The organism is Stenotrophomonas sp. NPDC077420 (assembly GCF_044543385.1).
In the GTDB taxonomy this organism is placed as follows: Bacteria; Pseudomonadota; Gammaproteobacteria; order Xanthomonadales; family Xanthomonadaceae; genus Stenotrophomonas.
In genome coordinates this window covers 76,813-99,724 of sequence record NZ_JBITVZ010000005.1, presented here as the reverse complement: position 1 = coordinate 99,724, position 22,912 = coordinate 76,813, and the positions used below count along the sequence as shown (strand labels likewise).

Annotated in this window: 23 protein-coding genes; 9 read left to right on the top strand and 14 right to left on the bottom strand. The window is 68.3% G+C overall.

Annotation, left to right across the window (positions count from 1 at the left end; genetic code table 11):
• Window positions 1-8: 8 nt before the first annotated feature.
• Window positions 9-320, top strand: coding sequence for a hypothetical protein (locus ACIGII_RS06945; protein WP_399636002.1), 312 nt, complete (start codon window positions 9-11; stop codon window positions 318-320).
• Here the strand turns inward: ACIGII_RS06945 and ACIGII_RS06940 are convergent.
• Window positions 293-1,603, bottom strand: coding sequence for an NAD(P)/FAD-dependent oxidoreductase (locus ACIGII_RS06940; protein ID WP_399635999.1), 1,311 nt, complete (start codon window positions 1,601-1,603; stop codon window positions 293-295). The two genes, ACIGII_RS06945 and ACIGII_RS06940, sit on opposite strands and share 28 nt — an antisense overlap.
• 149 nt (window positions 1,604-1,752) lie before the next feature.
• Here ACIGII_RS06940 and ACIGII_RS06935 point away from each other — a divergent pair, with 149 nt between their 5' ends.
• The gene (locus tag ACIGII_RS06935; protein WP_399635996.1) at window positions 1,753-2,373 is read left to right on the top strand and encodes a glutathione S-transferase family protein; all 621 of its coding nucleotides are present in this window, start codon (window positions 1,753-1,755) and stop codon (window positions 2,371-2,373) included.
• A gap of 15 nt (window positions 2,374-2,388) precedes the next feature.
• Here the strand turns inward: ACIGII_RS06935 and ACIGII_RS06930 are convergent, their stop codons facing one another.
• Window positions 2,389-4,587 (bottom strand): primosomal protein N', encoded by a 2,199-nt coding sequence (locus ACIGII_RS06930; protein WP_399635994.1) that lies wholly within the window; start codon window positions 4,585-4,587, stop codon window positions 2,389-2,391.
• Between the two features lie 227 nt (window positions 4,588-4,814).
• Entirely contained in the window at window positions 4,815-4,994 is a 180-nt protein-coding gene (locus ACIGII_RS06925; RefSeq protein WP_399635991.1) for a hypothetical protein, read from the bottom strand.
• Window positions 4,995-5,027: 33 nt separating this feature from the next.
• On the opposite strand from ACIGII_RS06925, the gene ACIGII_RS06920 reads away from it, so the two are divergent.
• The 4 genes from ACIGII_RS06920 (at window position 5,028) to sppA (ending at window position 10,038) form a co-directional block, all read left to right on the top strand.
• Complete coding sequence (locus ACIGII_RS06920; protein ID WP_399635989.1) at window positions 5,028-6,038, top strand: hypothetical protein; 1,011 nt, start codon at window positions 5,028-5,030, stop codon at window positions 6,036-6,038.
• Complete coding sequence (locus tag ACIGII_RS06915; protein ID WP_399635986.1) at window positions 6,031-6,591, top strand: DUF3106 domain-containing protein; 561 nt, start codon at window positions 6,031-6,033, stop codon at window positions 6,589-6,591. The genes ACIGII_RS06920 and ACIGII_RS06915 overlap by 8 nt, the downstream gene beginning before the upstream one ends.
• 72 nt (window positions 6,592-6,663) lie before the next feature.
• Complete coding sequence (locus ACIGII_RS06910; protein WP_399635984.1) at window positions 6,664-8,037, top strand: MATE family efflux transporter; 1,374 nt, start codon at window positions 6,664-6,666, stop codon at window positions 8,035-8,037.
• Window positions 8,038-8,133: 96 nt separating this feature from the next.
• Window positions 8,134-10,038 (top strand): signal peptide peptidase SppA, encoded by a 1,905-nt coding sequence (sppA, locus tag ACIGII_RS06905; protein ID WP_399635981.1) that lies wholly within the window; start codon window positions 8,134-8,136, stop codon window positions 10,036-10,038.
• 130 nt (window positions 10,039-10,168) lie between these two features.
• Here sppA and ACIGII_RS06900 read toward each other — a convergent pair whose 3' ends face one another.
• A complete protein-coding gene (locus tag ACIGII_RS06900) occupies window positions 10,169-10,471 on the bottom strand; it encodes a helix-turn-helix domain-containing protein (protein ID WP_399635979.1) in 303 nt (100 codons plus the stop codon).
• Between the two features lie 88 nt (window positions 10,472-10,559).
• A complete protein-coding gene (locus tag ACIGII_RS06895) occupies window positions 10,560-10,775 on the bottom strand; it encodes a hypothetical protein (RefSeq protein ID WP_399635976.1) in 216 nt (71 codons plus the stop codon).
• Window positions 10,776-10,940: 165 nt separating this feature from the next.
• On the opposite strand from ACIGII_RS06895, the gene ACIGII_RS06890 reads away from it, so the two are divergent.
• The gene (locus ACIGII_RS06890) at window positions 10,941-11,717 is read left to right on the top strand and encodes an SDR family oxidoreductase (protein WP_399635975.1); all 777 of its coding nucleotides are present in this window, start codon (window positions 10,941-10,943) and stop codon (window positions 11,715-11,717) included.
• Here the strand turns inward: ACIGII_RS06890 and ACIGII_RS06885 are convergent.
• From ACIGII_RS06885 to ACIGII_RS06845, 9 genes are all read right to left on the bottom strand, one after another.
• The gene (locus ACIGII_RS06885; protein ID WP_399635972.1) at window positions 11,714-12,451 is read right to left on the bottom strand and encodes a hypothetical protein; all 738 of its coding nucleotides are present in this window, start codon (window positions 12,449-12,451) and stop codon (window positions 11,714-11,716) included. The genes ACIGII_RS06890 and ACIGII_RS06885 overlap by 4 nt on opposite strands.
• A 30-nt stretch (window positions 12,452-12,481) precedes the next feature.
• On the bottom strand, window positions 12,482-13,276 hold the full coding sequence (locus ACIGII_RS06880; protein WP_399635970.1) for a DUF4124 domain-containing protein: 795 nt from the start codon (window positions 13,274-13,276) through the stop codon (window positions 12,482-12,484).
• 50 nt (window positions 13,277-13,326) lie between these two features.
• A complete protein-coding gene (locus ACIGII_RS06875) occupies window positions 13,327-13,887 on the bottom strand; it encodes a Sua5/YciO/YrdC/YwlC family protein (protein WP_399635967.1) in 561 nt (186 codons plus the stop codon).
• A gap of 60 nt (window positions 13,888-13,947) precedes the next feature.
• Window positions 13,948-16,434 carry a DNA topoisomerase I gene (locus ACIGII_RS06870; RefSeq protein ID WP_399635965.1) on the bottom strand — a complete coding sequence of 829 codons (2,487 nt, stop codon included), beginning with the start codon at window positions 16,432-16,434 and terminating at the stop codon, window positions 13,948-13,950.
• A 189-nt stretch (window positions 16,435-16,623) separates the two neighbouring features.
• Window positions 16,624-17,532 carry an RDD family protein gene (locus ACIGII_RS06865; protein ID WP_399635963.1) on the bottom strand — a complete coding sequence of 303 codons (909 nt, stop codon included), beginning with the start codon at window positions 17,530-17,532 and terminating at the stop codon, window positions 16,624-16,626.
• A 46-nt stretch (window positions 17,533-17,578) separates the two neighbouring features.
• Window positions 17,579-18,349 (bottom strand): pilin, encoded by a 771-nt coding sequence (locus ACIGII_RS06860; RefSeq protein WP_399635961.1) that lies wholly within the window; start codon window positions 18,347-18,349, stop codon window positions 17,579-17,581.
• Window positions 18,350-18,388: 39 nt separating this feature from the next.
• Window positions 18,389-18,862 (bottom strand): DUF494 family protein, encoded by a 474-nt coding sequence (locus ACIGII_RS06855; RefSeq protein WP_399635959.1) that lies wholly within the window; start codon window positions 18,860-18,862, stop codon window positions 18,389-18,391.
• A 42-nt stretch (window positions 18,863-18,904) separates the two neighbouring features.
• A complete protein-coding gene (dprA, locus tag ACIGII_RS06850) occupies window positions 18,905-20,044 on the bottom strand; it encodes a DNA-processing protein DprA (protein WP_399635956.1) in 1,140 nt (379 codons plus the stop codon).
• A gap of 71 nt (window positions 20,045-20,115) precedes the next feature.
• Window positions 20,116-21,249 (bottom strand): LysM peptidoglycan-binding domain-containing protein, encoded by a 1,134-nt coding sequence (locus ACIGII_RS06845; RefSeq protein WP_399635954.1) that lies wholly within the window; start codon window positions 21,247-21,249, stop codon window positions 20,116-20,118.
• Between the two features lie 125 nt (window positions 21,250-21,374).
• Between ACIGII_RS06845 and def the strand changes: the two genes are divergently transcribed.
• Window positions 21,375-21,887, top strand: a complete 513-nt coding sequence (gene def, locus ACIGII_RS06840) for a peptide deformylase (protein WP_399635951.1) — start codon at window positions 21,375-21,377, stop codon at window positions 21,885-21,887.
• Window positions 21,888-21,987: 100 nt separating this feature from the next.
• Complete coding sequence (fmt, locus tag ACIGII_RS06835; protein WP_399635948.1) at window positions 21,988-22,911, top strand: methionyl-tRNA formyltransferase; 924 nt, start codon at window positions 21,988-21,990, stop codon at window positions 22,909-22,911.
• Window position 22,912: the final 1 nt, after the last annotated feature.

Genomic DNA, 22,912 nt, shown 5'->3' with positions numbered 1-22,912 from the left:
CCACGACCGTGATCGACCGCGATAAGGCCGAAGCGATGATCGGCGCCACCGTGCTGGCCGGCATCACCTACCTGGATGCCGACGGCAACGCGCTGGAACACCGGCAGTTCGCCGGACGGGTGCTGCGCATCAACGAGGACGAAGGGGTGGTGCTGGCCAGTGCGCTGGACGGCGAAGAACTGTTCCTGCCGCCCGCCCTGGATCACTACACGCCAGCGGCACCCGGCAACTACACCCTGCGTTCGCAGGCGTTGACCATCAGCGACCCGGACTACCTGTGCACCTGGGACGTTCACCTCGCTCCCGGCAACGATCCCTGATCGGGCCGCTTCGGTCGCCGATCCTCCCGATCATCGCCGAAGATGATCCGCGCGCTGCGCTGGTAGCTCCAGTACGCCACCGCCCAGTTGAGCAGCACCACGATGCGGTTGCGGAAGCCGATCAGGAAGAAGACGTGCGCGGCCAGCCAGAACCACCAGGCCAGCACGCCGGACAACTGCAGCCGGCCCAGGTGCACGATGGCGGCCATGCGCCCGATCGTGGCCAGATTGCCGAAGTCCTGGTACTTGAACGGGCCTGGCGCGGGCGCGCCCTCCAACCGTGCGCGCAGGGTCGCGGCCACATGCTTGCCCATCTGCTTGGCGGCCGGGGCCACGCCAGGCACGGGCCTGCCGTCGGCCTGGTTGATCGCGGCAAGGTCGCCGGCCACGAAGATCTCCGAATGACCCTCCAGGGTCAGGTCGGGCTGCACCGGCACGCGCCCGGCGCGGTCCAGGGGAACGTCCAGCGTACGCGCCAGCGGTGAGGCGGCTACGCCTGCGGCCCACACCACCGTACGCGCGGCAACAAACTGATCGCCCAGCTGGAAGCCCTCGCCGTTGATGTCGCTCACCGCCGTGCCGGTCAGCACCTCCACGCCCAGCTTCTCCAACTGCCGCCGCGCTTTCAGCGACAGCACCTCGGGGAAACTGGACAGCACCCGCGGCCCGGCTTCGACCAGCCGCACCTTGGCGCTGGCCGGGTCGATATGGCGGAACTCGTTGCGCAGCGTGTGCCGCGCGATCTCCGCCAGCGTACCGGCCAGCTCCACGCCGGTGGGACCGCCGCCCACCACCGCAAAGCTGAGCCAGGCGGCCTTGCGCGCCGGGTCCGGCTCGGCTTCGGCGCGCTCGAATGCCAGCAGCAGCTTGCGGCGCAGCGCGATGGCGTCATCCAGGGTTTTCAGGCCCGGTGCATCGGCCGCCCATTCGTCATGCCCGAAGTAAGCATGGGTGGCCCCGGTGCACAGCATCAACGTGTCGTACCCGAGCGTGCTGCCGTCGGCCAGGGTGATCTGCCGGGCGTGCTTGTCGATCGTGGTGACCTCGCCCAGGCGGACTTCCACGTTGCGCTGCTGACCCAGGATGTGGCGCAGTGGTGCGGCGATATCGGGCGCGGACAGGCCAGCGGTGGCCACCTGGTACAGCAGGGGTTGGAACAGATGGTGGTTGCGACGGTCCACCAGCGTAATGCGGACGCGCGCGCTGGCCAGCGCGCGGGTGGCCCAGAGGCCGGCGAAGCCACCCCCGATGATGACCAGGTGGGGCAGGGGATCGCGGGTCATGCAAGGACTCCTTGGCAAGCGACACCGGACATCGTCGCACGTACGGGCGCGTGCGTACGTGCAGGCCCGCTGCAGGGTTCAGCAGCCGTCGCGCCTGCGACGCCGATCGGCGTATCGTAGCGGCGCACTTCAATGATCAGGAAACCAACATGCTGAAGATCTGGGGCCGGCAAAATTCCAGCAACGTGCGCAAGGTGCTGTGGTGCGCGCAGGAAATCGGCCTGGCGTACACCTCCATCGAAGTCGGTGGCCCGTTCGGCGGTACCCAGTCGCCCGAGTATGTGGCGATGAACCCCAATGGCCTGGTGCCGGTGATCGAAGACCAGGGACTGCCGCTATGGGAGTCCAATACCATCGTGCGGTACCTCTGCGCACGTTACGCGCTGGGCACGCTGTACCCGGAAGAAGCGATGGCGCGCGCCCAGGCCGAGAAGTGGATGGACTGGAGCACCTCGCGGATGGCGCCGCTGTACAGCGAACTGATCTGGGGCATCATGCGCACCGCCCCGGCCAACCGCGACGAAGCGCGCATCAACGCTGCCGTGGTGCGAGCCGGTGAACTGCTGGCGATGGCCGATGCCACGCTGGCGCAGCAGCCCTGGTTGTCCGGCGGGCAGTTCGCGATGGGCGACATTCCGCTGGGCGCGCTGGTCTACGCGTGGTTCGAACTGCCGATCCAGCGTCCCTCGCTGCCGCACCTGGAAGCGTGGTACCAGCGCCTGCAGCAACGTCCTGCGTATGTCAAAGCGGTGATGACACCGCTGACCTGACCGGCCTTCCCGATCTCAATACAGGTCAGTGGGATCCACGTCCAATGACCAGCGCACCTTGCGCGCCTGCGGCAGCGCATGGACCTGCGGCATGATCTGGTCGAGCAGCGCATGCAGCGGACGCCGCGACGGTGCCGACAGCAGCAGCTGGGTGCGCTGGTACCCCGCGCGACGGGGCATCGGCGCCGGCATCGGGCCGAACCGCTCCACCGGCCAGTCGTGCGGAATCAGATCGCGCACGCCGCTGAGCATGGCGTTGGCATGGTCGACCTGCTGCGCTTCGGCGCGCAGCAGGGCCAGGTGCGCAAATGGCGGGAAGCCGGCCGCGTCGCGCTGCTGCAGCTCGGCGTCGGCGAAGGCGTGGTAACCGCCAGTGACCAGCGTTTCCAGCAGCGGGTGGCCGGGATGGTGGGTCTGCAGCCAGACCTCGCCGGCGTCGGTCGCGCGCCCGGCCCGGCCGGCGACCTGGATCAGCTGCTGTGCCAGCTTTTCGCTCGCGCGGAAGTCGGCCGAGAACAAGCCCTCGTCGATGCCCACCACCACCACCAGGGTCAGCTTGGGCAGGTCGTGGCCCTTGGCCAGGATCTGCGTGCCGACCAGGATGCCGGCGCGTTCGCCCAGCGTGGCCAGCTGGGTCTCCAGGGCATCGCGGCGATGGGTGGTACCCCGGTCGATACGGATCACCGGATAGTCGGCGAAGGCATCCACCAGATGCTCCTCCAGACGTTCGGTGCCGATGCCCTGCGGCTGCAGTGCCAGGCTGCCGCAGTCCGGGCACGCCAGTGGCGCCGGTTGCCGCGCACCGCAGTGATGGCATTGCAGGCGGCGCCCCCCGGCGTGGACCGTCATCGGCGCGTCACAGCGCCGGCACGGCGCGGTCCAGCCGCAGTCGTGGCACAGCAGCACCGGCGCATAACCGCGTCGGTTCTTGAACACCAGGACCTGATGTCCTGCCCGTAGATGCTGGCCGATGCCGTCCAGCACCTCGGGCGACAGGCCGTCCTTGAGCGGACGCTTGCGCACATCCAGCACCCGGACCGTGGGCGGGCGCGCATCGCCGGCGCGCTGCTTCAGGCGCAGATGGGCGTAGCGACCGGCATGCGCGTTGTGCAGCGATTCCAGCGATGGCGTGGCGCTGCCCAGCACCACGGGAATGGCCAGTGCCTTGGCCCGCACCAGTGCGAAGTCGCGGGCGTGGTAACGGATGCCGTCCTGCTGCTTGTAGCTGCCGTCATGTTCTTCATCGACCACGATCAGGCCGGCATTGGGCAGCGGCGTGAACACCGCCGAACGGGTGCCGACGATGACCTGGGCCTCGCCACGTGCGGCGGCCGCCCAGACCCGCGCGCGCTCGTTGTCGTTCAAGCCGGAGTGCAGCACATGCACCGCGATGCCCAGCCGGCTGCGGAAGCGCGCCAGCGTCTGCGGGGTGAGCCCGATCTCGGGCACCAGCACCAGCGCCTGGCGTCCGCGCGCCAGGCAGGCCACGATCGCCTGCAGGTAGACCTCGGTCTTGCCGCTGCCGGTGACGCCATCGAGCAGGAACGCACCGAAGCCCTCGGCGGCGGTGATCGCGGCAATTGCGCTGGCCTGTTCTGCATTCGGCACGGGGCCGGGCTGGAGGCTGGGCTGCGCGGGGCGGTGTGCGAGCGCGACGCGCTCGACCAGTCCGCGTTTGGCCAGCGCACGCGCGGCGCTGCGCCAGGCATCCAGCGCCTGGTCCAGTACGTCCTCGTCGACACTGCCGTCGGCCAGCAGCTCGGCCATGCGGCGCGGCCGGGTACCGGCGCGCAGTGCCGCCCGTTGTTCGTGTCCGGCCGGGGTCAACTGCCAGCCCCAGCGGTGGGTGTCAGGCACCGGTACACCTTTGCGCAACGGCGCCGGCAGCGCCGTGCTGACCACCTCGCCCAGCGGCGCGTGGGTATAACGCGCCAACCACTGCAGCGATGACCAGAGCTCGCCGCCCAGCAGGGGGGCCGGGTCCAGCCACGCGAGCGCCGCACGCAGGGCGCCGGCATCGGCGTCGGCACCCTCCACCGTGCCGATACCGGCAACCACCCCGACCAGCTCGCGCGTTCCGAACGGAACCCGCAGCCGGCGCCCGATCATGCCCGGGTGGGGGGGCTCGCCGGGCGGCGGGGCGTAATCGAACCACTGCGGCAGTGGCACGGGCAGGACAACCTGCAGGCAGGGAATGGGCTCGGGGCGGGGCATCGGACCAGTGTAGCGGTCGCGCACGGCCCTGTTCAGTCAGGCAACGCCGTGCACCGGGGTGGGGCTGTGCAACTTAACTACCGGCTAAATATCCGTGGCCATTAGAGATTCGGTCTTATCCACATCTTCTGTGGATAAGTCTGTGTGCGAGTGTCGAACTCCGAGCTGATTGTCAGGGAGTTCCGCAGCAGCGCACAGGTTGGTCAAAAAATAGCCACAGAGTAATTTTATTTAAAATCAACAAGATAGCTGTGAAACAAAGCTGACACATGAGTGACGCGGGCTTCACCCTCGGGTTTTGTGCCGAATTTGTTGGTGCTGTGCACAACCTGCGCCGCTGTCAAGCGGTCCAGCGCCGCGCTGTCTTCACGTGCGGCCTGCATCGGCATGCCTTGGCGCGGGCGCACTCGGTATCATTCCGGGCACTTTATGGAGTTGCTATGACGGTTGTGAACGCCCCTGTTTCTTCCAACGCAGCGGGTGCGCTTTCTGCGTTCCTGCGCGGTGTCGAACGCCGCGCGCTGGTGGTCGCCGAACTGCAGTGCGGCGATCCGACGCTGGCCGAACAGGCCCTGGTCGCGGTCATGCGCGCCTTCGCCGGGATTGCCAGCGATGTGCCGATGGCGCAGTGGCCGGACCGGTTCTGGATCCTGCTGGCCCACCGGCACCCGATCCGGCAGCCCCCCGCCGGCGGCCAGTGGGCGCCGGGGCTGGCGCATCTGCAGCAGCTGGCTCCGCCCGCGCGGCTGGCCCTGCTGCTGCGGGTCGGTGGCGGGCTGGACGAAGCCGCCGCGGCGCAGATCCTGGACATGCCGGTGGGCGAGTACCAACAGGCGCTGGCCGAAGCCTGCCCGCGCGATGCGAACGGCCACCCGGATGCAGCGGCCTGGCGCGCGCTGGCCGAACAGGTGCAGCAGCGCCTGCGCGAGCTGCCCGCCAGCCGCCTGCAGCAACTGCACCAGCCTGCCGCGGCGCCGTCGCCGGGCAAGGACGCGCCGGCCACGTCCTGGCGTGCCCCGGCGGCGACCGGCAGCGCCGGGCGCCGCCTGCCGCCGCGCCGTGCCGGCAGGCACCGGCCCCTGTGGCGGGGGCTGCTGATCCTGCTGGTCACCACCGGCGTGCTGCTGGGCGGTGCCGCCTGGTGGAAGCACCGGCCGGCCGCCGCGCCGCCCGAAGCCAGCGTGCCCGACGGCGCCGTGTCGATCGCCGATCCGGTGGTGGTGGAGGCCCTGCCGGCCGACGACCTGCCGGTGACCGCCCCGGCCGATCCGGCCCACGCCGCCAGCGACGCCGCGATGCTGGCCGATCCCGAGCTGATGCTGGCCCGCGATGCCGATCTGTATGCCTGGTTTGCCGCCGGCGGCCCGGTACCGGTGGATGAGTCGCAGCCACAGCCCAACCGCCCCGAACCCGCCACCGCCGGCCTGGAGACGGCTGCCGCCGATGAATAAGTCGTCCCTGCTGTTGGCGCTGTGCCTGTGCACTGGCGCCCATGCTGCACCGCTGCCGTTGCCGCAGCCTGCTGCGCCGGCCGTCCCCGTTCCCACCACCGCGCCGGCCATTCCGGCCACGCCAGCGGCGCTGGACCCGGCCCAGCTGCGGCAGCTGCGCGCCCGGTATGCGCAGTGGCAGGCATTGCCCGAAGCCGAACGTGCCCGCATCCGTGACGCGGCACGCCGGGTGGCCGCATTGCCGGCCGCGCAGCAGCAGGCGCTGCGCGCACGTTTCGACGAGCAGGACCAGCGCTTCCGCGACGGTTGGTTGCTGGGTCCGCAGCTCGGCCAGCAGTTCCCCAAGCTGCAGGGTCTGTTCGGCTACCTGCCGGCCGCACAGCGCGAGTCGGCCCTGGTCGCACTGCGCCAGCTCAACGACGGCCAGCTGGCCCAGCTCACCCTGATCGCCCAGCGCACGCCCCCGCAGGAGCGTGACCAGGTGCGTGACCAGTTCCTCGGCCTGGCGCCGGCCGCGCGCGATGCGTGGCTGCGGGAAAATGTAGTGCGCTAGGCGTAAGATGGCCGCCCGCAACCCGGTGCCTGTGCCCTTCGCGCGCTGCCGTAGTCTGCGGTCTGTGATCCCATGTCTACCGCTATCTCCACGCCGCGCCTTTCCCGGGAAGTGCGCGCCACCGGTCTGCTTGCGCTGCCGCTGGTGCTCGGCCACATCTCCACCGGCCTGATTTCCTTCGTCGACAACGTCATTGCCGGTCACCACGGCACCCACACCCTCGCCGCCGTCACCATCGGCACGGCCCTGCTGTGGCTGCCGATGCTCATTCCGATCGGCACCCTGATCTCGCTCACCGCCTCGGTGTCCCAGCTGCACGGCGCCGGACGGGAGCGCGAGATCGGCCCGCTGTTCCGCCAGGCGCTATGGCTGGCGCTGGGCCTGGGCCTGATCATGTTCACCTTCCTTACGGTGGTGCCGCCGCTGCTGCCGGCGTTCGGCATCGCGCCGGACATCGTGCCCGGCGCGACCGCGTTCCTGCACGCCGTGCGCTGGGGTGGACCGGCGCTCACCCTGTATTTCTGCATGCGCTACCTCAGCGAAGGCATGCACTGGACGCTCCCGACCATGCTGCTCGGCTTCGGCGGCCTGCTGGTGCTGGCGCCGCTGGGCTACGTGCTGTGTTACGGCAAGCTGGGCTTCCCGGAAATGGGTGCCGAAGGCCTGGGCATCGCTTCGGCCACCATGATGTGGATCCAGGCGCTGTGCTTTGCGGGGTATCTGTGGAAGACCCGGCGCTTCGCCCACCTGGAACTGTTCTCGCACCTGGAGATGCCGCGCTGGGCGGCGATCTGGGATCTGCTGCGCACCGGCCTGCCGATCGGCATCACCGTGCTGATGGAGGGCGGGTTGTTCATCGTCACCGCGCTGTTGATCGGCCGGCTGGGGGCAACCGAGGCGGCCTCGCACCAGATCGCGATCAACGTGGCGCAGCTGTGCTTCATGATCCCGATGGGCGTGGCCGAAGCCACCACCGTGCGCGTCGGCCATGCGGTGGGCAGCGGCAACGGACCCGGCGTGCGCCGCGCGTCGATCGCCGGGCTGCTGATCATCCTGGGCACGCAGACGCTGTCGGCGCTGGTGCTGCTGTTCGGGCACGACGCCATCGTCGGCGTCTACACCGCCGACCTGGGCGTGGCCGCGCTGGCCTCCACCCTGCTGCTGTATGCCGCCGCGTTCCAGTTCCCCGACGGCATCCAGGTGCTTTCGGCCGGCGCCCTGCGCGGGCTGAAGGACACCCGCGTGCCCATGTTCATCGCCATGTTTTCTTACTGGGGGCTGGGCATGCCGCTCGGGGCCGGGCTGGGCCTGGGCCTGGGCATGGGGCCGCAGGGCATGTGGCTGGGCCTGATCCTGGGCCTCACCGCCGCGGCGATCCTGATGGCGTGGCGGCTGCGTGTCAGCAGCCGCCGTGTCGGAAACGGTCTGGCGGATGGCATCACCTAAACCCGGCCTGACGGCCCCCTTACTTGTGTCCGATGCCGCCCTGTGCGGCAGCGGCTATGCTGGTACCACGGCAAGAAGCCAATTGGAGTTTTCCCCATGAACCAACCCGTGCGTCGCAATCCCGTCGCCAGCTTCTTCATCGGGCTGTGGGATGTGATGAACTTTACCCGCAGGCTGATCCTCAACCTGCTGTTCTTCGGCCTGCTGTTCCTGATCCTGGTCCTGTTCGTGGTGGCCATGGGCAAGGGCGCCAGCAGCAACCGCGCGCTGCAGGACCGCACCTCGCTGGTGATCGCGCCCGAAGGTCGCCTGGTCGAGCAGTTCAGTGCGGACCCGGTCAGCCGGGCGCTTGCCAAGGCCATTGGCGACAACAGTGCCGAAGAAGTGCAGCTGCGCGACCTGATCCGTGCGCTGGATGCGGTACGCGAAGACAAGAAGATCGAACGGGTGGTGCTGCAGCTGGACAAGCTGCAGCCGAGCGGTTTTGCCTCGATGCGCGAAGTGGCCGCCTCGCTGCAGGCGGTGCGTGCCGCCGGCAAGCAGGTCGTGGCCTACAGCGACAACATGAGCCAGTGGCAGTACCTGCTGGCCGCGCAGGCCGATGAGATCTACCTCGACCCGATGGGCGGGGTGGTGCTGGAGGGCCTCGGCCGCTATCGCCAGTACTTCCGTACCGGCCTGCAGGACAAGCTGGGCGTGGACGTGCATCTGTTCAAGGTGGGCGAATACAAGTCCGCTGCCGAACCGTATGTGCTCGATGCCGCTTCGCCGCAGGCCAAGGAAGCCGACCTGTTCTGGATGAACGACGTATGGCAGCGCTACCTGGCCGATATCGCCAAGGCACGCAAGCTGGACGCCGCGCAGCTGGCCGCCGGCATCGACACGATGCCCGAAGGCATCGCCGCCGCCGGCGGCGACCTGGCCAAGTTCGCGTTGCAGCAGAAGCTGGTGGATGGCCTGAAGACCCGCGAGGAAGTCGAGGACCTGCTGGCCGACCGTGGCGTGGCCGACGAAGACGCCGACGGCGGCTTCCGCAACATCGACCTGGACGGTTACCTGGCCCAGCTCGACCTGCGCCGCTCGCCGGTGGACTCGCGTCCGCAGGTGGCGGTGGTGGTGGCCTCGGGCGAGATCGCCGGCGGCGACCTGCCGGCGGGCCGGGTCGGTGGCGAATCGACCTCCGCCCTGCTGCGCGAAGCGCGCGACGACGACAACGTGAAGGCCGTGGTGCTGCGCGTGGACTCGCCGGGCGGCGAGGTGTTCGCGTCCGAACAGATCCGCCGTGAAGTGGTGGCGCTGAAGGCGGCGGGCAAGCCGGTGGTGGTGTCGATGGGCGACCTGGCCGCTTCGGGCGGTTACTGGATCAGCATGAATGCCGACCGCATCTATGCCGATCCGTCGACCATCACCGGGTCGATCGGCATCTTCGGCATGATCCCCAACCTGTCGCGTTCGCTCGACAAGATCGGCGTGCATACCGACGGCGTGGGCACCACCCGTTTCGCCGGTGCGTTCGACATCACCCGGCCGATGGATCCGGCGGTGGGCCAGGTGATCCAGTCGGTGATCAACAAGGGCTATGCCGATTTCACCGGCAAGGTGGCCGATGCGCGCAACAAGCCGGTCGAGGCGGTGGATGAAGTCGCCCGTGGCCGTGTGTGGAGTGGTGCGCAGGCCAAGGAGCGGGGTCTGGTCGACGCCTTTGGTGGGCTGAAGGACGCGGTCGCCGATGCGGCCACCCGCGCCAAGCTGGGCGGTCCGGACAAGGTGCGCGTGCGTTACATCGAAAAGGCCGCCACCCCGTTCGCACAGTTCCTCAGTGGCTTCGCCGGCACCCACGCCGGGGCCTGGATGCTGGGCGAAACGGGCATGGCGCGGATGATGCTGGCCCGGTCGATGCCGGAAGTGGACACCCAGCTGCGCTTCGTCGAAGACGCCGCCCGCGATCCCCGCGGCAGCGCCCCGGTGAAGGCATTGGCTTACTGCTTCTGCGGGTTCTGATGGCGGATCACGACCAACGGTCGTGATCTACCCGATGCGATTGTCCCGGTAGGTCACCACCGTGGGTGGTGACGCGCTTCAACAGGAAACCCGGCCAAGGCCGGGTTTTTTGTTGCTGGCGTCCTGGCGGCTAGAGAATTGCCTGCAGGCCCTTGTCCGCGATGACATTCAGAAGCTTGAGAGCGGGTCCGGTGGGGTGGGTCTCTCCCTGCTCCCATTTGCGAACGGTCGACGCTGACGTGTGCAGGTGTAATGCGAACACCGGTTGGCTGAACTTCAACACTGCCCGGAGCTGTCTGATGTCGGCAGCGCTGAAGTTTCGGACAGGCGGCGGGCAAAGCGCGTCGAATTCACGCATCGTCACTTTGTTGATTGCCCCCGCTTCAACGAGCGCGGCAAGGTCACTGCGCAGGGTCTCGACAATCTTGCTCACAACGTACCTCCAATAGAACGCCAGCCTGGGATAAAACCCGGCAAAAGCCGGGTTTGTAGCCAGTGCAGACCCCGTGTGGCTTGTCGAACTAGCGATCGGCTTCGACTTCGTCGGCGGCGCGGGTGTCGGGTGCTTTCTCCAGCGTGTCGCGCGCGGCCTTGGCCTTGTCCAGTGGCTGCTGCATGGCGTCACGCAGCGCCGTGGCCTGCGGTTCGGGTGGCGTGTCCGGTGCCGGCGGCACCGGGCGATTGCAGCCGCACACGGCGAGCACGGCCAGCAACGGCAGGGCGGAACGGATCAGCATGGCAACCTCGCGGGCAAGCCCAGGGAAACGCAGTGTCGCACCGCTTTGCCAGCCCGTGTGTGATGGGGTGCGCCGCACGGGCATGGGGGGTTATCCTCCCCGCAGCGTTGGATGCGGTATCCGGCGTAGGACGTACAGGGCCGTGGCCCAGGGCAGGAGAAGCAGGTGAGCGCGCAGCGTTGGCGACTGGATGGACAAACCGCATTGATCACCGGGGCCAGTGCCGGGATCGGCCTGGCGATCGCCCGGGAACTGCTGGGGTTCGGGGCCGACCTGCTGATCGTCGGCCGCGATGCGGACGCATTGGAGATGGCGCGCGATGAGCTGGCCGACGCCTTTCCCGACCGGGAGATCCACGGCCTGTCCGCCGACGTGTCCGACGACGAAGACCGTCGCGAGATCCTGGACTGGGTGGAGGACCACAGCGATGGCCTGCACCTGCTGATCAACAACGCCGGCGGCAACATCACCAAGGCGGCCACCGAATACACCGAAGACGAATGGCGGGGGATCTTCGAGACCAACCTGTTCTCGGCCTTCGAGCTGTCACGTTACGCGCATCCCCTGCTGGCGCGCCATGCCGCGTCGGCCATCGTCAATGTCGGCAGCGTGTCCGGCCTCACCCACGTGCGCAGCGGCGCGGTGTACGGCATGACCAAGGCCGCCATGCACCAGATGACGCGCAATCTGGCCGTGGAGTGGGCTGAAGACGGCATCCGGGTGAACGCCGTGGCGCCCTGGTACATCCGCACCCGGCGCACCTCCGGCCCGCTAGCCGATCCGGACTACTACGACCAGGTGATCGACCGCACTCCGATGCGACGTATCGGGGAGCCCGAGGAAGTTGCAGCGGCCGTGGGCTTCCTGTGCCTGCCTGCGGCCAGTTACGTCACCGGCGAATGCATCGCGGTGGACGGCGGTTTCCTGCGTTACGGGTTTTAAAGCGGCACGGCACAGCTGCTCTCGGCCAGCACGGCCTGCAGGCGCTCGCGTTCGGCGGCGGCGGCGGCGGCGTTGCCCGGCGAGGCGAAGCGCTCGCGGCCGCGCGCGTCGCGGAAACGTTGCTGCCACGCATTGCAGCGCTGCGCTTCGTCGATCGGCGTGCAGGCGTCGCGCACCACTTCGCAGCTGGCGGCGTTGGCCGGCGTGCGCCCGCCCAGGCCGGTGACCGCGAGCAGTTCGCAATGCGGTGGCGCGGGCTCGCGCTCATGCAGGTAGCGCCCGCCGTCCCGGCCCTGGCACTGGAAGATCTCCGGCAGTGGCGGCTTCGGCACGCCATCGACCGGAATATCATCGCCCGGCTTGGGCAGGTTGGCGCTGTCCAGGATCGCAGTGCCGGTGGGCACCACGTAGGCTTCTGAAATGGCACGCTCGATGGGCCTGGCCTTACCCGGCACCTGCGGCGGCAGCGGCGTGGGTGGGTCGGGCAGCGTCGTTGGTGCCTGCTGCGGTACCGGCACTGGCGCCGGCGGCGGCGTGGGGCCGGTAGATACCGTTACCTCGGTGCGTGCGGGAGCGGCATTCATCCGCTGGATGACCTGGTGGCTGCCGCCCGGGCAGGGCGTGCCCTGGACGGTGACCTTGTCATTGGCATCGGTACAGCGGAACACGATGCCGTCATCGGCCATTGCCGACGACCACGCCACGCACAGCAACAGGAGCCACCCGGTTTTCATCTGCGCAGGATACAAGATTCGCACCGAGCGTCAGCGGCAGTCGCGGTCCAGCCGTGCATCCACCCCGCGCTGTTCGCGGCTGATCGCATCGCGTTCGCTCTGCAGCGCGCTGTTGTAGCGGCGTACCAGTTCCCAACGCCGGTCGCTCAGGATCGAACAGACTTCGCTGGCCGGCAGGGGGTGGCACGCATCGCGCACCAGCACGTTGCCGGCGGGCACCACCACGTCCTGGTAGGTGCCCGGATAGGCCGCACCTTCGCTGTGCCACTGCGTGCTGCCGCTGCCCACGCTGATGCTGCCGCCCCCGCGGGAGCCGCCGCCGGACACCGTCAGCGAGCCGCCGCTGGCGGTCACCGAACCGCTGCCCATCGGGGCGATCGGCGGCAATGGGCGGGGTCCAGGGCCCGGGCCAGGGCCGGGATGGATGCCGCCGGGCCGGCGTCCGGGAATCCAGGCGCTGGTCCACACCGGCACCCAGCGCGGATTGCCCTCGCTGGTTTCGCTGGTATAGCGGCTGCCGTCGTCGCGGATGCACTCGTACATCGGCTGCGGTGGCTGCACCTGCACGTAGCGCACCTCGCGCTCGGGTGCTGCCGGCGCCGGCGCGGCAGGGTCACGGTCGCTGCGCACCACGCGCGGCGCCGGATCGCGCGGCCGCTGCATTTCCCTCACTTCCTGGCGGCCGTCGCGGCAAGGCGCGTCCTGCAGGGATACCGCCCCGGTGCTGCCCACGCAGCGGTAGACACGCAGGCTGCTGTCCTGCGCCGCCAGCGGGGCGCTGCACAGCAGCAACAGGTACAGCGGGAGGGCAGGATGTGGGCGCATGGCCGCAGTGTGCAGCCTGGGCTGTGCAGGCGCAAAGAACGCCCTGTGGCTCAGCTGCGCAGGACGTGGCCGGTGAGGGCGTCGCGGATCGGGGTGGGTTGTTCCAGCCCGCCGGTAGCGCCATCGACCCGCCCGTCCAGGTCGCGCAGCAGGTTCGGGTCCAGTTCGTCACGGCTGCGCGCCGGCGGCTGGCCGGCCAGGTTGGCGCTGGTGGACACCAGCGGCCCGCCCCAGGCCCGGCACAAGGCCGCCACCACGGGATGCGCGCTGATCCGCACGGCAATGCCGCTGTGTTCGCCGGTGATCCAGCGCGGCGCGCGCGGGCCGGCCGGCAGGATCCAGGTATGCGCGCCGGGCCAGCTGGCCAGCACCTCGGCGCGGCGCTCGGCCGGCAGTGCGTCAATGTCGACCCACCCGTCCAGCTGCGGCAGGTCGGCAGCGGCCAGGATCATGCCTTTCTCGACCGGGCGCTGCTTGAGCTGCAGCAGCTTCAGCACGGCATCCTGGTTACCCGGATCGCAGCCCAGCCCCCACACCGCTTCGGTCGGGTAGGCGATGACAGCGCCGGCGCGCAGGGCGGCGGGGGCGGTAGCTATGGTGAGTTCTTTCATGGCGGGGACCGTTCCGCTGTGTCGGGTTTACGCCCGACCAACGGTCGGGCGCTACCTGTCTCAGGCCTTCCTGGTGGCGGTCTTTTTGGTTACTGCCTTCTTGGCAGCCGCCTTTTTTGCGGCGGCCTTCTTCGTTGTCGCCTTCTTGGCAGGCGCTTTCTTCGCGGCCGCCTTCTTCGGTGCCGCTTCCTTCTTTACGGCGGCCTTCTTGGCCACGACCTTCTTGGCGGCCTTCTTGCCGAAGCCCTTGCGCACCGGCTTGCCGGTTTCTTCCATGAGCTGCTGCACTTCGGCCAGGGTCAGCGACGCGGGTTCGCGATCCTTGGGAATCTTGCCGTTCATCTTGCCGTCGCTCAGGTACGGGCCGAAGCGGCCATTCAATACCTGGATCTCGCTGCCATCGAATTCCTTGATGATCCGGTTGCGGGCGATCTCTTCCTTCTCTTCGATCAGGAACACCGCGCGGGCCAGGTCGATGGTGTAGGGGTCGTCTTCCTTCTTCAACGAGGCATAGGTGCTGCCGCGCTTGGCGAAGGGACCGAACCGGCCGATGCCGACGCTGACGTCCTCGCCCTTGTCCTCGCCGAGTGCACGCGGCATCAGGAACAGCTCCAGCGCGTCCTCCAGGCTGATGGTGTGCATCGACTGGCCCGGGCGCAGCGACGCGAACTTCGGCTTCTCCTCGGCGTCTTCGGCGGTGCTGCCAATGGCCGCGTACGGTCCGAACCGGCCCAGGCGCACGCTCACCGGCTTGCCCGTCTTCGGGTCGGTTCCGAGCTCGCGCGCGCCGCTGGCCTCGGCCCGGTCGACCGATTCCTTCTTCTCTTCCACCAGCTTGTTGAAGGGGTCCCAGAACCGGGCCATCAACGGGATCCAGTCTTCTTCGCCGCGCGATACCGCGTCGAGCTCGTCTTCCAGCTTGGCGGTGAAGTCGTAGTCCACGTACTGGGTGAAGTGGCTGGACAGGAATTTGGAGACCGCACGGCCGACGTCGGAGGGCCGGAAGCTGCGGCCTTCCATTTCAACGTATTTGCGGAACAGCAGGGTCTGGATGATCGACGAATACGTCGAGGGACGGCCGATGCCATATTCTTCCAGCGCCTTGACCAGCGCCGCTTCGGTGAAGCGAGGCGGCGGCTGGGTGAAGTGCTGTTCGGCGAGGATGCGGTCCAGCGGCACGCGGTCGCCCGGCTTCATCGCCGGCAGCTTGCGGCCTTCGTCGTCGTCCTCGGCGCTCTTGTTGTCCTTGCCCTCTTCGTACACGGCCAGGAAGCCGGGCACCACCACGGTCGTGCCGCTGGCACGGAACACGTGCTCGCTGCCGGCGGAGAGGTCGACACTGACGGTGTTGAGCGTGGCCGGAATCATCTGGCTGGCCACGGCGCGCTTCCAGATCAGCTCGTACAGCTTGCGCTCGTCGTCGGTGAGGTAGCGCGAGACCTGCGCCGGGGTCCGCAGGGCCGAGGTCGGGCGCACCGCTTCGTGCGCTTCCTGGGCGTTCTTGGACTTGGTCTGGTAGGTATTGGGCTTGTCCGGGAGCGCGGCAATGCCGTAGTCGCGGGCGATCACGTCGCGGATCTCGGCCAGCGCGTCCTGCGACAGGCTGACCGAGTCGGTACGCATGTACGAAATCAGGCCCACGGTGCCTTCGTCGCCGATCGCCACGCCTTCATACAGCTTCTGCGCCACCTGCATGGTCTTGCGGGTGGTGAAGCCCAGCTTGCGCGAGGCTTCCTGCTGCAGCGTGGAGGTGGTGAACGGAGCCGCCGGGCGCCGCTTGCGCTCCTTGCTGGCCACGTCGGTGACGTGCAGCGAGCCCTGCGCCGCCTGCTGGATGCGCAGGCGGGCGGCTTCGGCGGTGTCGCCGTCGGTCACGGTGAACTGTTCGAACTTCTGCCCGTCCAGCTTGATCAGGCGCGCATTGAAGTGCTGCGAGGGATGCGCGCAGGCGGCATCGATGCTCCAGTACTCACGCGCGATGAAGGCTTCGATCTCTTCCTCGCGCTCGACGATCATGCGCAGCGCCGGGCTCTGCACGCGGCCGGCGGACAGGCCGCGCTGGACCTTGCGCCAGAGCACCGGGGAGAGGTTGAAGCCGACCAGGTAATCCAGCGCGCGGCGCGCCTGCTGGGCATCGACCAGGTCGCTGGCGATGGCGCGCGGCTGGTTCATGGCTTCCTTGATCGCGCGCGGGGTGATCTCGGTGAAGACCACGCGCTGCATCGGCTTGTCCTTGACCAGCCCGCGTTCCTTCAGGATCTCGGCGATGTGCCAGCTGATCGCCTCACCCTCGCGGTCCGGGTCGGTGGCCAGGAAGATGTCGTCGGCGCTCTTGGCGGCCTTGGCGATGGCATCGACGTGCTTCTCGTTCTTGTCGATCAGGTCGTAGCGCATCGCGAAGTTGTTGTCGGGGTCGACCGCACCTTCCTTCGGAACCAGATCGCGCACATGCCCATACGAGGCCAGGACAGTGAAGTCCTTGCCGAGGTATTTGTTGATCGTCTTGGCCTTGGCGGGCGATTCGACGATGAGCAGGTGCTTGGGCATGTCGTTGATTTCTGTGGGCAGCAGCCCGGGGGAGGGCGCTAGGGTGGAGCAAAAGGCCGCATTAGTGAAGGGCAGCCGTCGATTTCCATAAACTGAACGCCCGGTTATGCGCCGGGCGTTCAGGTTCTGCGCCTGTTAGAGGAATCACGCCGGGGCCGCCCGTGTCAAGCGGCCGGGTGTGACGGCCGCTCAGGACATGGTGGAGGCAATGACCCCGAACATGGCGATCACCAGGCCGATGCTGGCCACGGTCAGGATCCCGCTGATGACCAGGATCACGATGGTCACCGTACCCAGGCCGCGCTCCTGGAACTCGGCGTTTTCGGTGAACGCCCACTTGTCCACCACCAGGGTGTCGCACAGCATGTCGTGCAGGGCCTGCTTGCGCTCGGTGAACGCGGCCATGATGAAGCCGATCATCAGGGTCAGGCTGCTCAGGATGAAGCCGAAGTAGCGACCGACGCCGCGCAGGAAGGTGATCCGCTCGCCATCGCTGCGCACCACCTTGATGCCCACGGCCATCTTGCCCAGGGTGGCGCCACCCTTGGAGGCGTGGAAGCCGGCGTAATAGCCGATGCCGATGACGAAACCGCCCAGCATCGCCACCATGCTCAGCGCCACCGCCAGGCTTTCGTTGCCGCTGGCCGCGCCGATCAGGTTGAACACCAGGCTGACCGGGACGTTGATGATGGCCACCACGATCGAGTCGAGGAAGTAGGCGGCATAACGTTTCCAGAAGCCGGCGTAGACCACGTCGCCGCCGGTGACCACGGCCGACCCGTAGCTGCCGGTGGCACCCGGCGCCGTGTAGGGCGAATGGGTGCCGCCACCGGTGCCGGGCAACGGCGCGGTGCCATTGTCGATGGCGGTGTAATCACCGCGCAGGTCGAAGCCGCTGCCCAGGTTCTCGGTTGCGCTGGTGAGGTTCTGCAGCTGCAGTTCCTCCACCGCTTCAGACACCGGCTTCCACTGCGGATAGCCCTCGCGCCAGACCAGTGTGGTCAGGCTGATGTCCCCCCGCTGGAAGCGCTGGCGAAGTTCTTCCACCGGCAACGGACCCTGGCGCTGCTGGCCTTCGGCGTAATACCACTCAGTCATTGCGTACTTCCCCTTCTGGATTCATCCGTAAATGTGAAGCTGCGGCTCAGCCGCGGCACTGCGTCGGAACATATTTGCTGTCCAGATCGCTGCTGCAGGTCCATTCCTGGCGTTGCATGTCGTACTCGAACCACAGCATTTTGCCATCCAGCGCGCGCTTGCCCGGCACCGCGAACTCCATTTCAATGCCGCATTTGTCTTCGCCGAAGCGGCCGATGCGCACTGCAGCGACATAGTCGGCGGCGTACGCGCCGGGGCTCTGGAAGCCGTCGTCGCCGTTGACCGGGCAGCGGTTGGTTTCCAGCGCGTACACGCTTACCTGGTTCTTCAGCGGCGAGACGATGGCCACTGCATTGGCCACTTTGGCGCGATGCACGTAATCGTTGTAGGCCGGCAGGGCGATCGCCGCCAGGATGGCGACCACCACCAGGAAGGCAACGCCCACCACCAGGCCGATCACCAGGCAGCCGGAGGTCTTCTTCGGCGGCGGCGCGGCGCGTGGGTAGGACGGGGCCGTGGCGTAGCCGGGTGCAGGACCGGGGGTGACCGCGCGCGGGTCGGGGGTGTCGAACCCTGGAATGCGCGGCGGGCTGGGCACGGCAGGCGCCGGGGGCGGGCCCACGGGCGGGGCTTCGGCGGCTGCATCCAGGCCGATTTCATCGGCCACGCTGCGCAGCGGCTGCCACTGTGGCAGCCCGTCGCGCCATACCAGCGTATCCAGCGCGATGCGGCTGGACTGGTACAGCGCGATCAACTCTTCAGACGTCAGCGGGCCGCGCTGCTGACGATTTCCTTCTGCATAGAACCACTGGCTCACTTTCCATTCCCCTGAATGCGCAAGGCGCCCAGTGTACGGTCAGTGAAGGGGTTCCGGTTCGTCCACGAACATCTGGGTTTCCATCCAGGCGTAGGCGGCCTCGGCGCCGGGCTGGTTGAACAGCACCATCAGCACCACCCACTTCAGGTCGTCCAGGTCCAGTTCGTCCTGGTCCAGGGCCATCGCCCGGTCCAGCACCAGCTCACGCTGGTTGGCGTCCAGGATGCCGTGCTGTTCCAGGAACATCAGGAAACCGCGGCCTTCCACGTCGAGCTTGTCCAGCTCCGGACCATGGAAAATACGCACGGGGCCATCGACCCGGGCCACGCTCACGGCGGGGCGCTGCTCGGCGAGGGCGTCGAGCCAGTCAAAGGCCTTGTTGATTTCGGTGGGGCTGAAGCCGGCCTGTATCAGGCTGTTCTGGAGGGTATCGCGGTCGCGGACGAGGTCCGCGTCTTCGCTGAAGTAGTGTTCAAACAGGTACAGCAGGACATCCAGAATGCTCTCTTTCATTGCCCCTCGGCCTGCGTCGACGACGCTGTGGAGGTGAAGAAACTAGGGTTTTCGACAGTAGCGGCCATGCCTGGCAACCACCTTTCCATCCAGTTCCATGATCAGCAGCATGGCCGACAGCTGCGTCGCCGTCAATCCGCTGCGCTGGATCAGTGAATCCATACCCGTTGGGTTTTCATCCAGCACGTTCCACAAGCGCTGGTAGTCGGGAGGGAGGAGGGGAGGAGGGGTGGGTGCCGCTGGCCCTGCCTGTTCAGTGGGGACATCCAGGCGCGAACGCAAGGCCTGGCCCAGCCGGGCGGCCACCGCGCCCAGTCCGGCGACCACCTCGGCCGGGGCTTCCACCAGCTGGGCGCCGTCGCGGATCAGCCGGTGGCAGCCCCGCGCGCGGGGGTTGCGCACCGAACCCGGCAGGGCGAACACCTCACGCCCGGCCTCGGCCGCCAGGCGCGCGGTGATCAGCGCCCCCGAGCGGAGCGCGGCTTCGATCACCAGCGTACCCAGCGTGAGCCCGGCGACGATCCGGTTGCGGGCCGGGAACTGGCCCGGGCGCGCGGCCGTGCCGGGCGGGTATTCACTCACGACCGCACCGCGGGCGGCAACCCGGGCCTGCAGATCGGCGTGGTGGGGCGGGTAGGCCAGGTCCAGCCCGGTGGCCACCACCGCCACGGTGCGTCCGCCAGCGGTATCCAGTGCCGCCTGGTGGGCCCGCGCATCCACCCCCGCGGCCAGCCCGCTGACCACGGCCAGGCCGCTGCGGGCCAGCGCGCCGGAGAATTCCGCTGCCAGTTCGGCACCGCTGGGCGAGGGCGTGCGGCTGCCGACCACGGCCACGCCGGGGTGCCACAGCGCGGCAGGGTCGCCGTCAATGAACAAGGCCAACGGCGCGGTGTCGAGCTCGCGCAGCAGGGACGGGTAGTCGGCATCGCCAACCGCGAGCAGGTGTCGACCGGGGTGTTCAAGCCAGGCCAGGCCGCGGGCAAGCGCGCGCGGTTCGGGCAGGGCGAACAGGGCACGCTGCTCGGGTGTGCACCCGGCGGCGCGCCAGGCGGACGGGCCGGCCCGCAGGGCGCAGGCGGGGTCGTCGAAGCGGGACAGCAGCAGGCGGCGCGGGGCGATGGCGCCCCCGGCCAGGACCAGGCGCAGCAGGGCCTCGGTGGAACAGTTCAGTTCGGCAGGCATCCGCTCAGGCTAGCCCGCATACGAAAACGGCGCCCTGGGGCGCCGTCGCGTTGTTACGTAGGGTTTTGCGGTTATTGCGCGTCGGGGTGCTTGGCCGAATAGCCCACCAGCACCGGCTTCACGCCCTGCATCACCAGCGCATAGCTGACCTTGTCGAAGGTGCGGAACACCATCGCATGCGCGGCGTACTCATCCGGCAGCGAGACGCGACCGGCACCCGGGGTAAGCGAGTCGTCCATCCGCGAGGAGTTCGGGTACTTCATGCGGTGGGCCACGTGGCGGCCCTGGCGCCACAGCGACACCACGGTGCCGTTGTCGATGCCATTGGCGCTGCCGGCCGAGATCGCGATGACGTCGCGCGGGCCGCCGGACAGGTACATGTCGGTCACCGCCAGCACGCGCATGTCCAGGCCTTCGGTCTGGGCGGCGGGTGCGTGCGGGAAGAACTGCAGGTCGTACGGGGTGGCCTCCACCGGCACCAGGCGGTCGCCGGCGCGCACTTCACGCCCGTCGACCCGGCCCTGCAGCGCCAGCGTGGTCACTTCGGACGTGCCGTCGGGCACCTTCACCACCGTGCCCACGTTCAGCTGGGCCAGCTCGTAGCCCAGCATCTCGTTGCGCTTGCTCGGCGCGGCCACGAAGTTCTTCCACAGGTTGCCGCTGCCCGGGGTGACGTCGCCATTGGCGGTCAGGTCCTCGGTCGGTTTGGGCAGCGAGTAGCGCACGGTCGGGCGGACCACGGCCCAGCGCTGGCCCACTTCAGCACCGTCCAGGCCACGCACGTAGGCGGTCTGCCCGGTGGTCGCGCGCAGGCGGTTGTCTTCCAGCGCCACCACGTAGGGCAGCGAGTCGATCTCGTCCACCACGCTGAGCTGCTTCAGGAACGGTTCGATCTGCCCCAGCGGCAATGCGTTGATGGGCTGTTCCTGGCGCGGGCCGGGCTGGGCCACGACACGGTCCAGGTAGGCCAGGCTCAGCACGTCGCCCGGGTAGATCAGGTGCGGGTTCTTGACCTGCGGGTTGGCCTGCCAGATTTCCGGCCACAGCCACGGCTTTTTAAGGAAGCGCGCGGAAATGTCCCACAAGGTATCGCCCTTCTGGACGACGTAGGTTTCCGGGTGCCCGCCATTCACTTCAACGGCGGTAGCATAGGTAGCGACGGTCAGCATCGCGACGGCGATGACCGTACGAGTTTTTTCAAACATAGGTGTGGTGCCTGATTCCCCAACAGGTTCGAGCACTATAGTCCAGAAACCGGGGCGCAAGGCAAGCGTTGGCGATAGAATTGCGACGTACGCCGCTTTAAGGGCGCCCCCAAACGGTATTTGCCATGGCCATCCTGCCCATTCTTGAGTTCCCGGACCCGCGCCTGCGCACCAAGGCGGTGCGGATCGACGCTGCCGAAGTGACCACCCCGTCCTTCCAGACCCTGCTGGACGACATGTTCCAGACCATGTACGACGCCCCCGGCATCGGACTGGCCGCGTCCCAGGTGGACGTGCACAAGCGTTTCATGGTGATCGACGTCAGCGAAGAGAAGAACACCCCGCTGGTGTTCATCAATCCGGAGATCGTCGCCAGTGAAGGTGGCCAGGTCTACCAGGAAGGGTGCCTGTCGGTGCCGGGCATCTTTGCCGACGTGACCCGTGCCGACACCATCACCGTGCGCTTCCTGGACCGCCAGGGCGCGGCCCAGGAACTGACCACCGACGGCCTGCTGGCCGTGTGCGTGCAGCACGAGATGGATCATCTGGATGGCAAGCTGTTCATCGATTATCTCTCCCCGCTCAAGCGCGAGATGGTCCGCAAGAAGCTCGCCAAGTCGCGCAAGCACGTTGCCTGACCTGGCCACGGACGTGGCCGCGCGGGATGCCCGCGCGCCGCGACCGGTTGTTTCGGCGCCGTGATCCGGCGCCGTTTTTCTATCTGCAAGTGGGAGCGCCATGAAGATTGTCTTTGCCGGAACGCCTGAGTTCGCCGTGTCATCGCTGCGCGCTGCCGCGCGCCACCACGAGGTGGTGGCGGTGTATACCCAGCCGGATCGCCCGGCGGGCCGCGGCCGCGGGGTGATGCCGTCACCGGTGAAGCTGGAGGCGATCGCCCGCGGCATTCCGGTGTTCCAGCCCGAGTCACTGAAGACCGCCGAGGCCCAGCAGCAGCTGCGCGACCTGCAGCCGGACCTGATGGTGGTGGTGGCCTATGGGCTGATCCTGCCCAAGGCGGTGCTGGCCATTCCCACCCACGGCTGCTGGAACGTGCATGCCTCGCTGCTGCCGCGCTGGCGCGGTGCTGCGCCGATCCAGCGTGCGATCCAGGCCGGCGATGCCGAAACCGGTGTGTGCCTGATGCAGATGGACGCCGGCCTGGATACCGGTCCGGTGCTGCTGCGCCAGCACACACCGATCCAGAGCGGCGAACTGGGCGGGTCGCTGCACGACCGCCTGGCCGAGCTGGGTGCGCAGGTGCTGTCCGACGGCCTGGGCCTGCTGCGCGCTGGCCTCAAGCCGATCGCGCAGCCGCAGCCGGAGCAGGGCGTGACCTACGCGCACAAGCTGGACAAGGCCGAAGCACGGCTGGACTGGTCCGGCGACGCCCAGGCGCTGGAGCGCACCGTGCGCGCCTTCAACCCGTGGCCGATTGCCGAAGCGCAGCTGGCCGGCGAGCGGGTACGCATCCATGGCGCGGTGGCCCTGGAGGACAACCAGGGCAGGGCCCCCGGCACCCTGCTGGCCGCCGGCCGCGAAGGCATCGACATCGCCTGCGGCCAGGGCGCGTTGCGCCTGCGGGTGCTGCAGCGCGAGGGCGGCAAGGCGATCACCGCGGCCGACTACCTCAATGCGCGTCGCGACCTGGTCGCAGGTGGCTGAG

Coding starts and splice junctions, on each gene's coding strand:
- ACIGII_RS06940 (WP_399635999.1), bottom strand. CDS start 1,603: ATGACCCGCGATCCCCTGCCCCACCTGGTCATCATCGGGGGTGGCTTC.
- ACIGII_RS06935 (WP_399635996.1), top strand. CDS start 1,753: ATGCTGAAGATCTGGGGCCGGCAAAATTCCAGCAACGTGCGCAAGGTG.
- ACIGII_RS06930 (WP_399635994.1), bottom strand. CDS start 4,587: ATGCCCCGCCCCGAGCCCATTCCCTGCCTGCAGGTTGTCCTGCCCGTG.
- ACIGII_RS06920 (WP_399635989.1), top strand. CDS start 5,028: ATGACGGTTGTGAACGCCCCTGTTTCTTCCAACGCAGCGGGTGCGCTT.
- ACIGII_RS06915 (WP_399635986.1), top strand. CDS start 6,031: ATGAATAAGTCGTCCCTGCTGTTGGCGCTGTGCCTGTGCACTGGCGCC.
- ACIGII_RS06910 (WP_399635984.1), top strand. CDS start 6,664: ATGTCTACCGCTATCTCCACGCCGCGCCTTTCCCGGGAAGTGCGCGCC.
- sppA (WP_399635981.1), top strand. CDS start 8,134: ATGAACCAACCCGTGCGTCGCAATCCCGTCGCCAGCTTCTTCATCGGG.
- ACIGII_RS06895 (WP_399635976.1), bottom strand. CDS start 10,775: ATGCTGATCCGTTCCGCCCTGCCGTTGCTGGCCGTGCTCGCCGTGTGC.
- ACIGII_RS06885 (WP_399635972.1), bottom strand. CDS start 12,451: ATGAAAACCGGGTGGCTCCTGTTGCTGTGCGTGGCGTGGTCGTCGGCA.
- ACIGII_RS06880 (WP_399635970.1), bottom strand. CDS start 13,276: ATGCGCCCACATCCTGCCCTCCCGCTGTACCTGTTGCTGCTGTGCAGC.
- ACIGII_RS06875 (WP_399635967.1), bottom strand. CDS start 13,887: ATGAAAGAACTCACCATAGCTACCGCCCCCGCCGCCCTGCGCGCCGGC.
- ACIGII_RS06870 (WP_399635965.1), bottom strand. CDS start 16,434: ATGCCCAAGCACCTGCTCATCGTCGAATCGCCCGCCAAGGCCAAGACG.
- ACIGII_RS06865 (WP_399635963.1), bottom strand. CDS start 17,532: ATGACTGAGTGGTATTACGCCGAAGGCCAGCAGCGCCAGGGTCCGTTG.
- ACIGII_RS06855 (WP_399635959.1), bottom strand. CDS start 18,862: ATGAAAGAGAGCATTCTGGATGTCCTGCTGTACCTGTTTGAACACTAC.
- dprA (WP_399635956.1), bottom strand. CDS start 20,044: ATGCCTGCCGAACTGAACTGTTCCACCGAGGCCCTGCTGCGCCTGGTC.
- ACIGII_RS06845 (WP_399635954.1), bottom strand. CDS start 21,249: ATGTTTGAAAAAACTCGTACGGTCATCGCCGTCGCGATGCTGACCGTC.
- def (WP_399635951.1), top strand. CDS start 21,375: ATGGCCATCCTGCCCATTCTTGAGTTCCCGGACCCGCGCCTGCGCACC.
- fmt (WP_399635948.1), top strand. CDS start 21,988: ATGAAGATTGTCTTTGCCGGAACGCCTGAGTTCGCCGTGTCATCGCTG.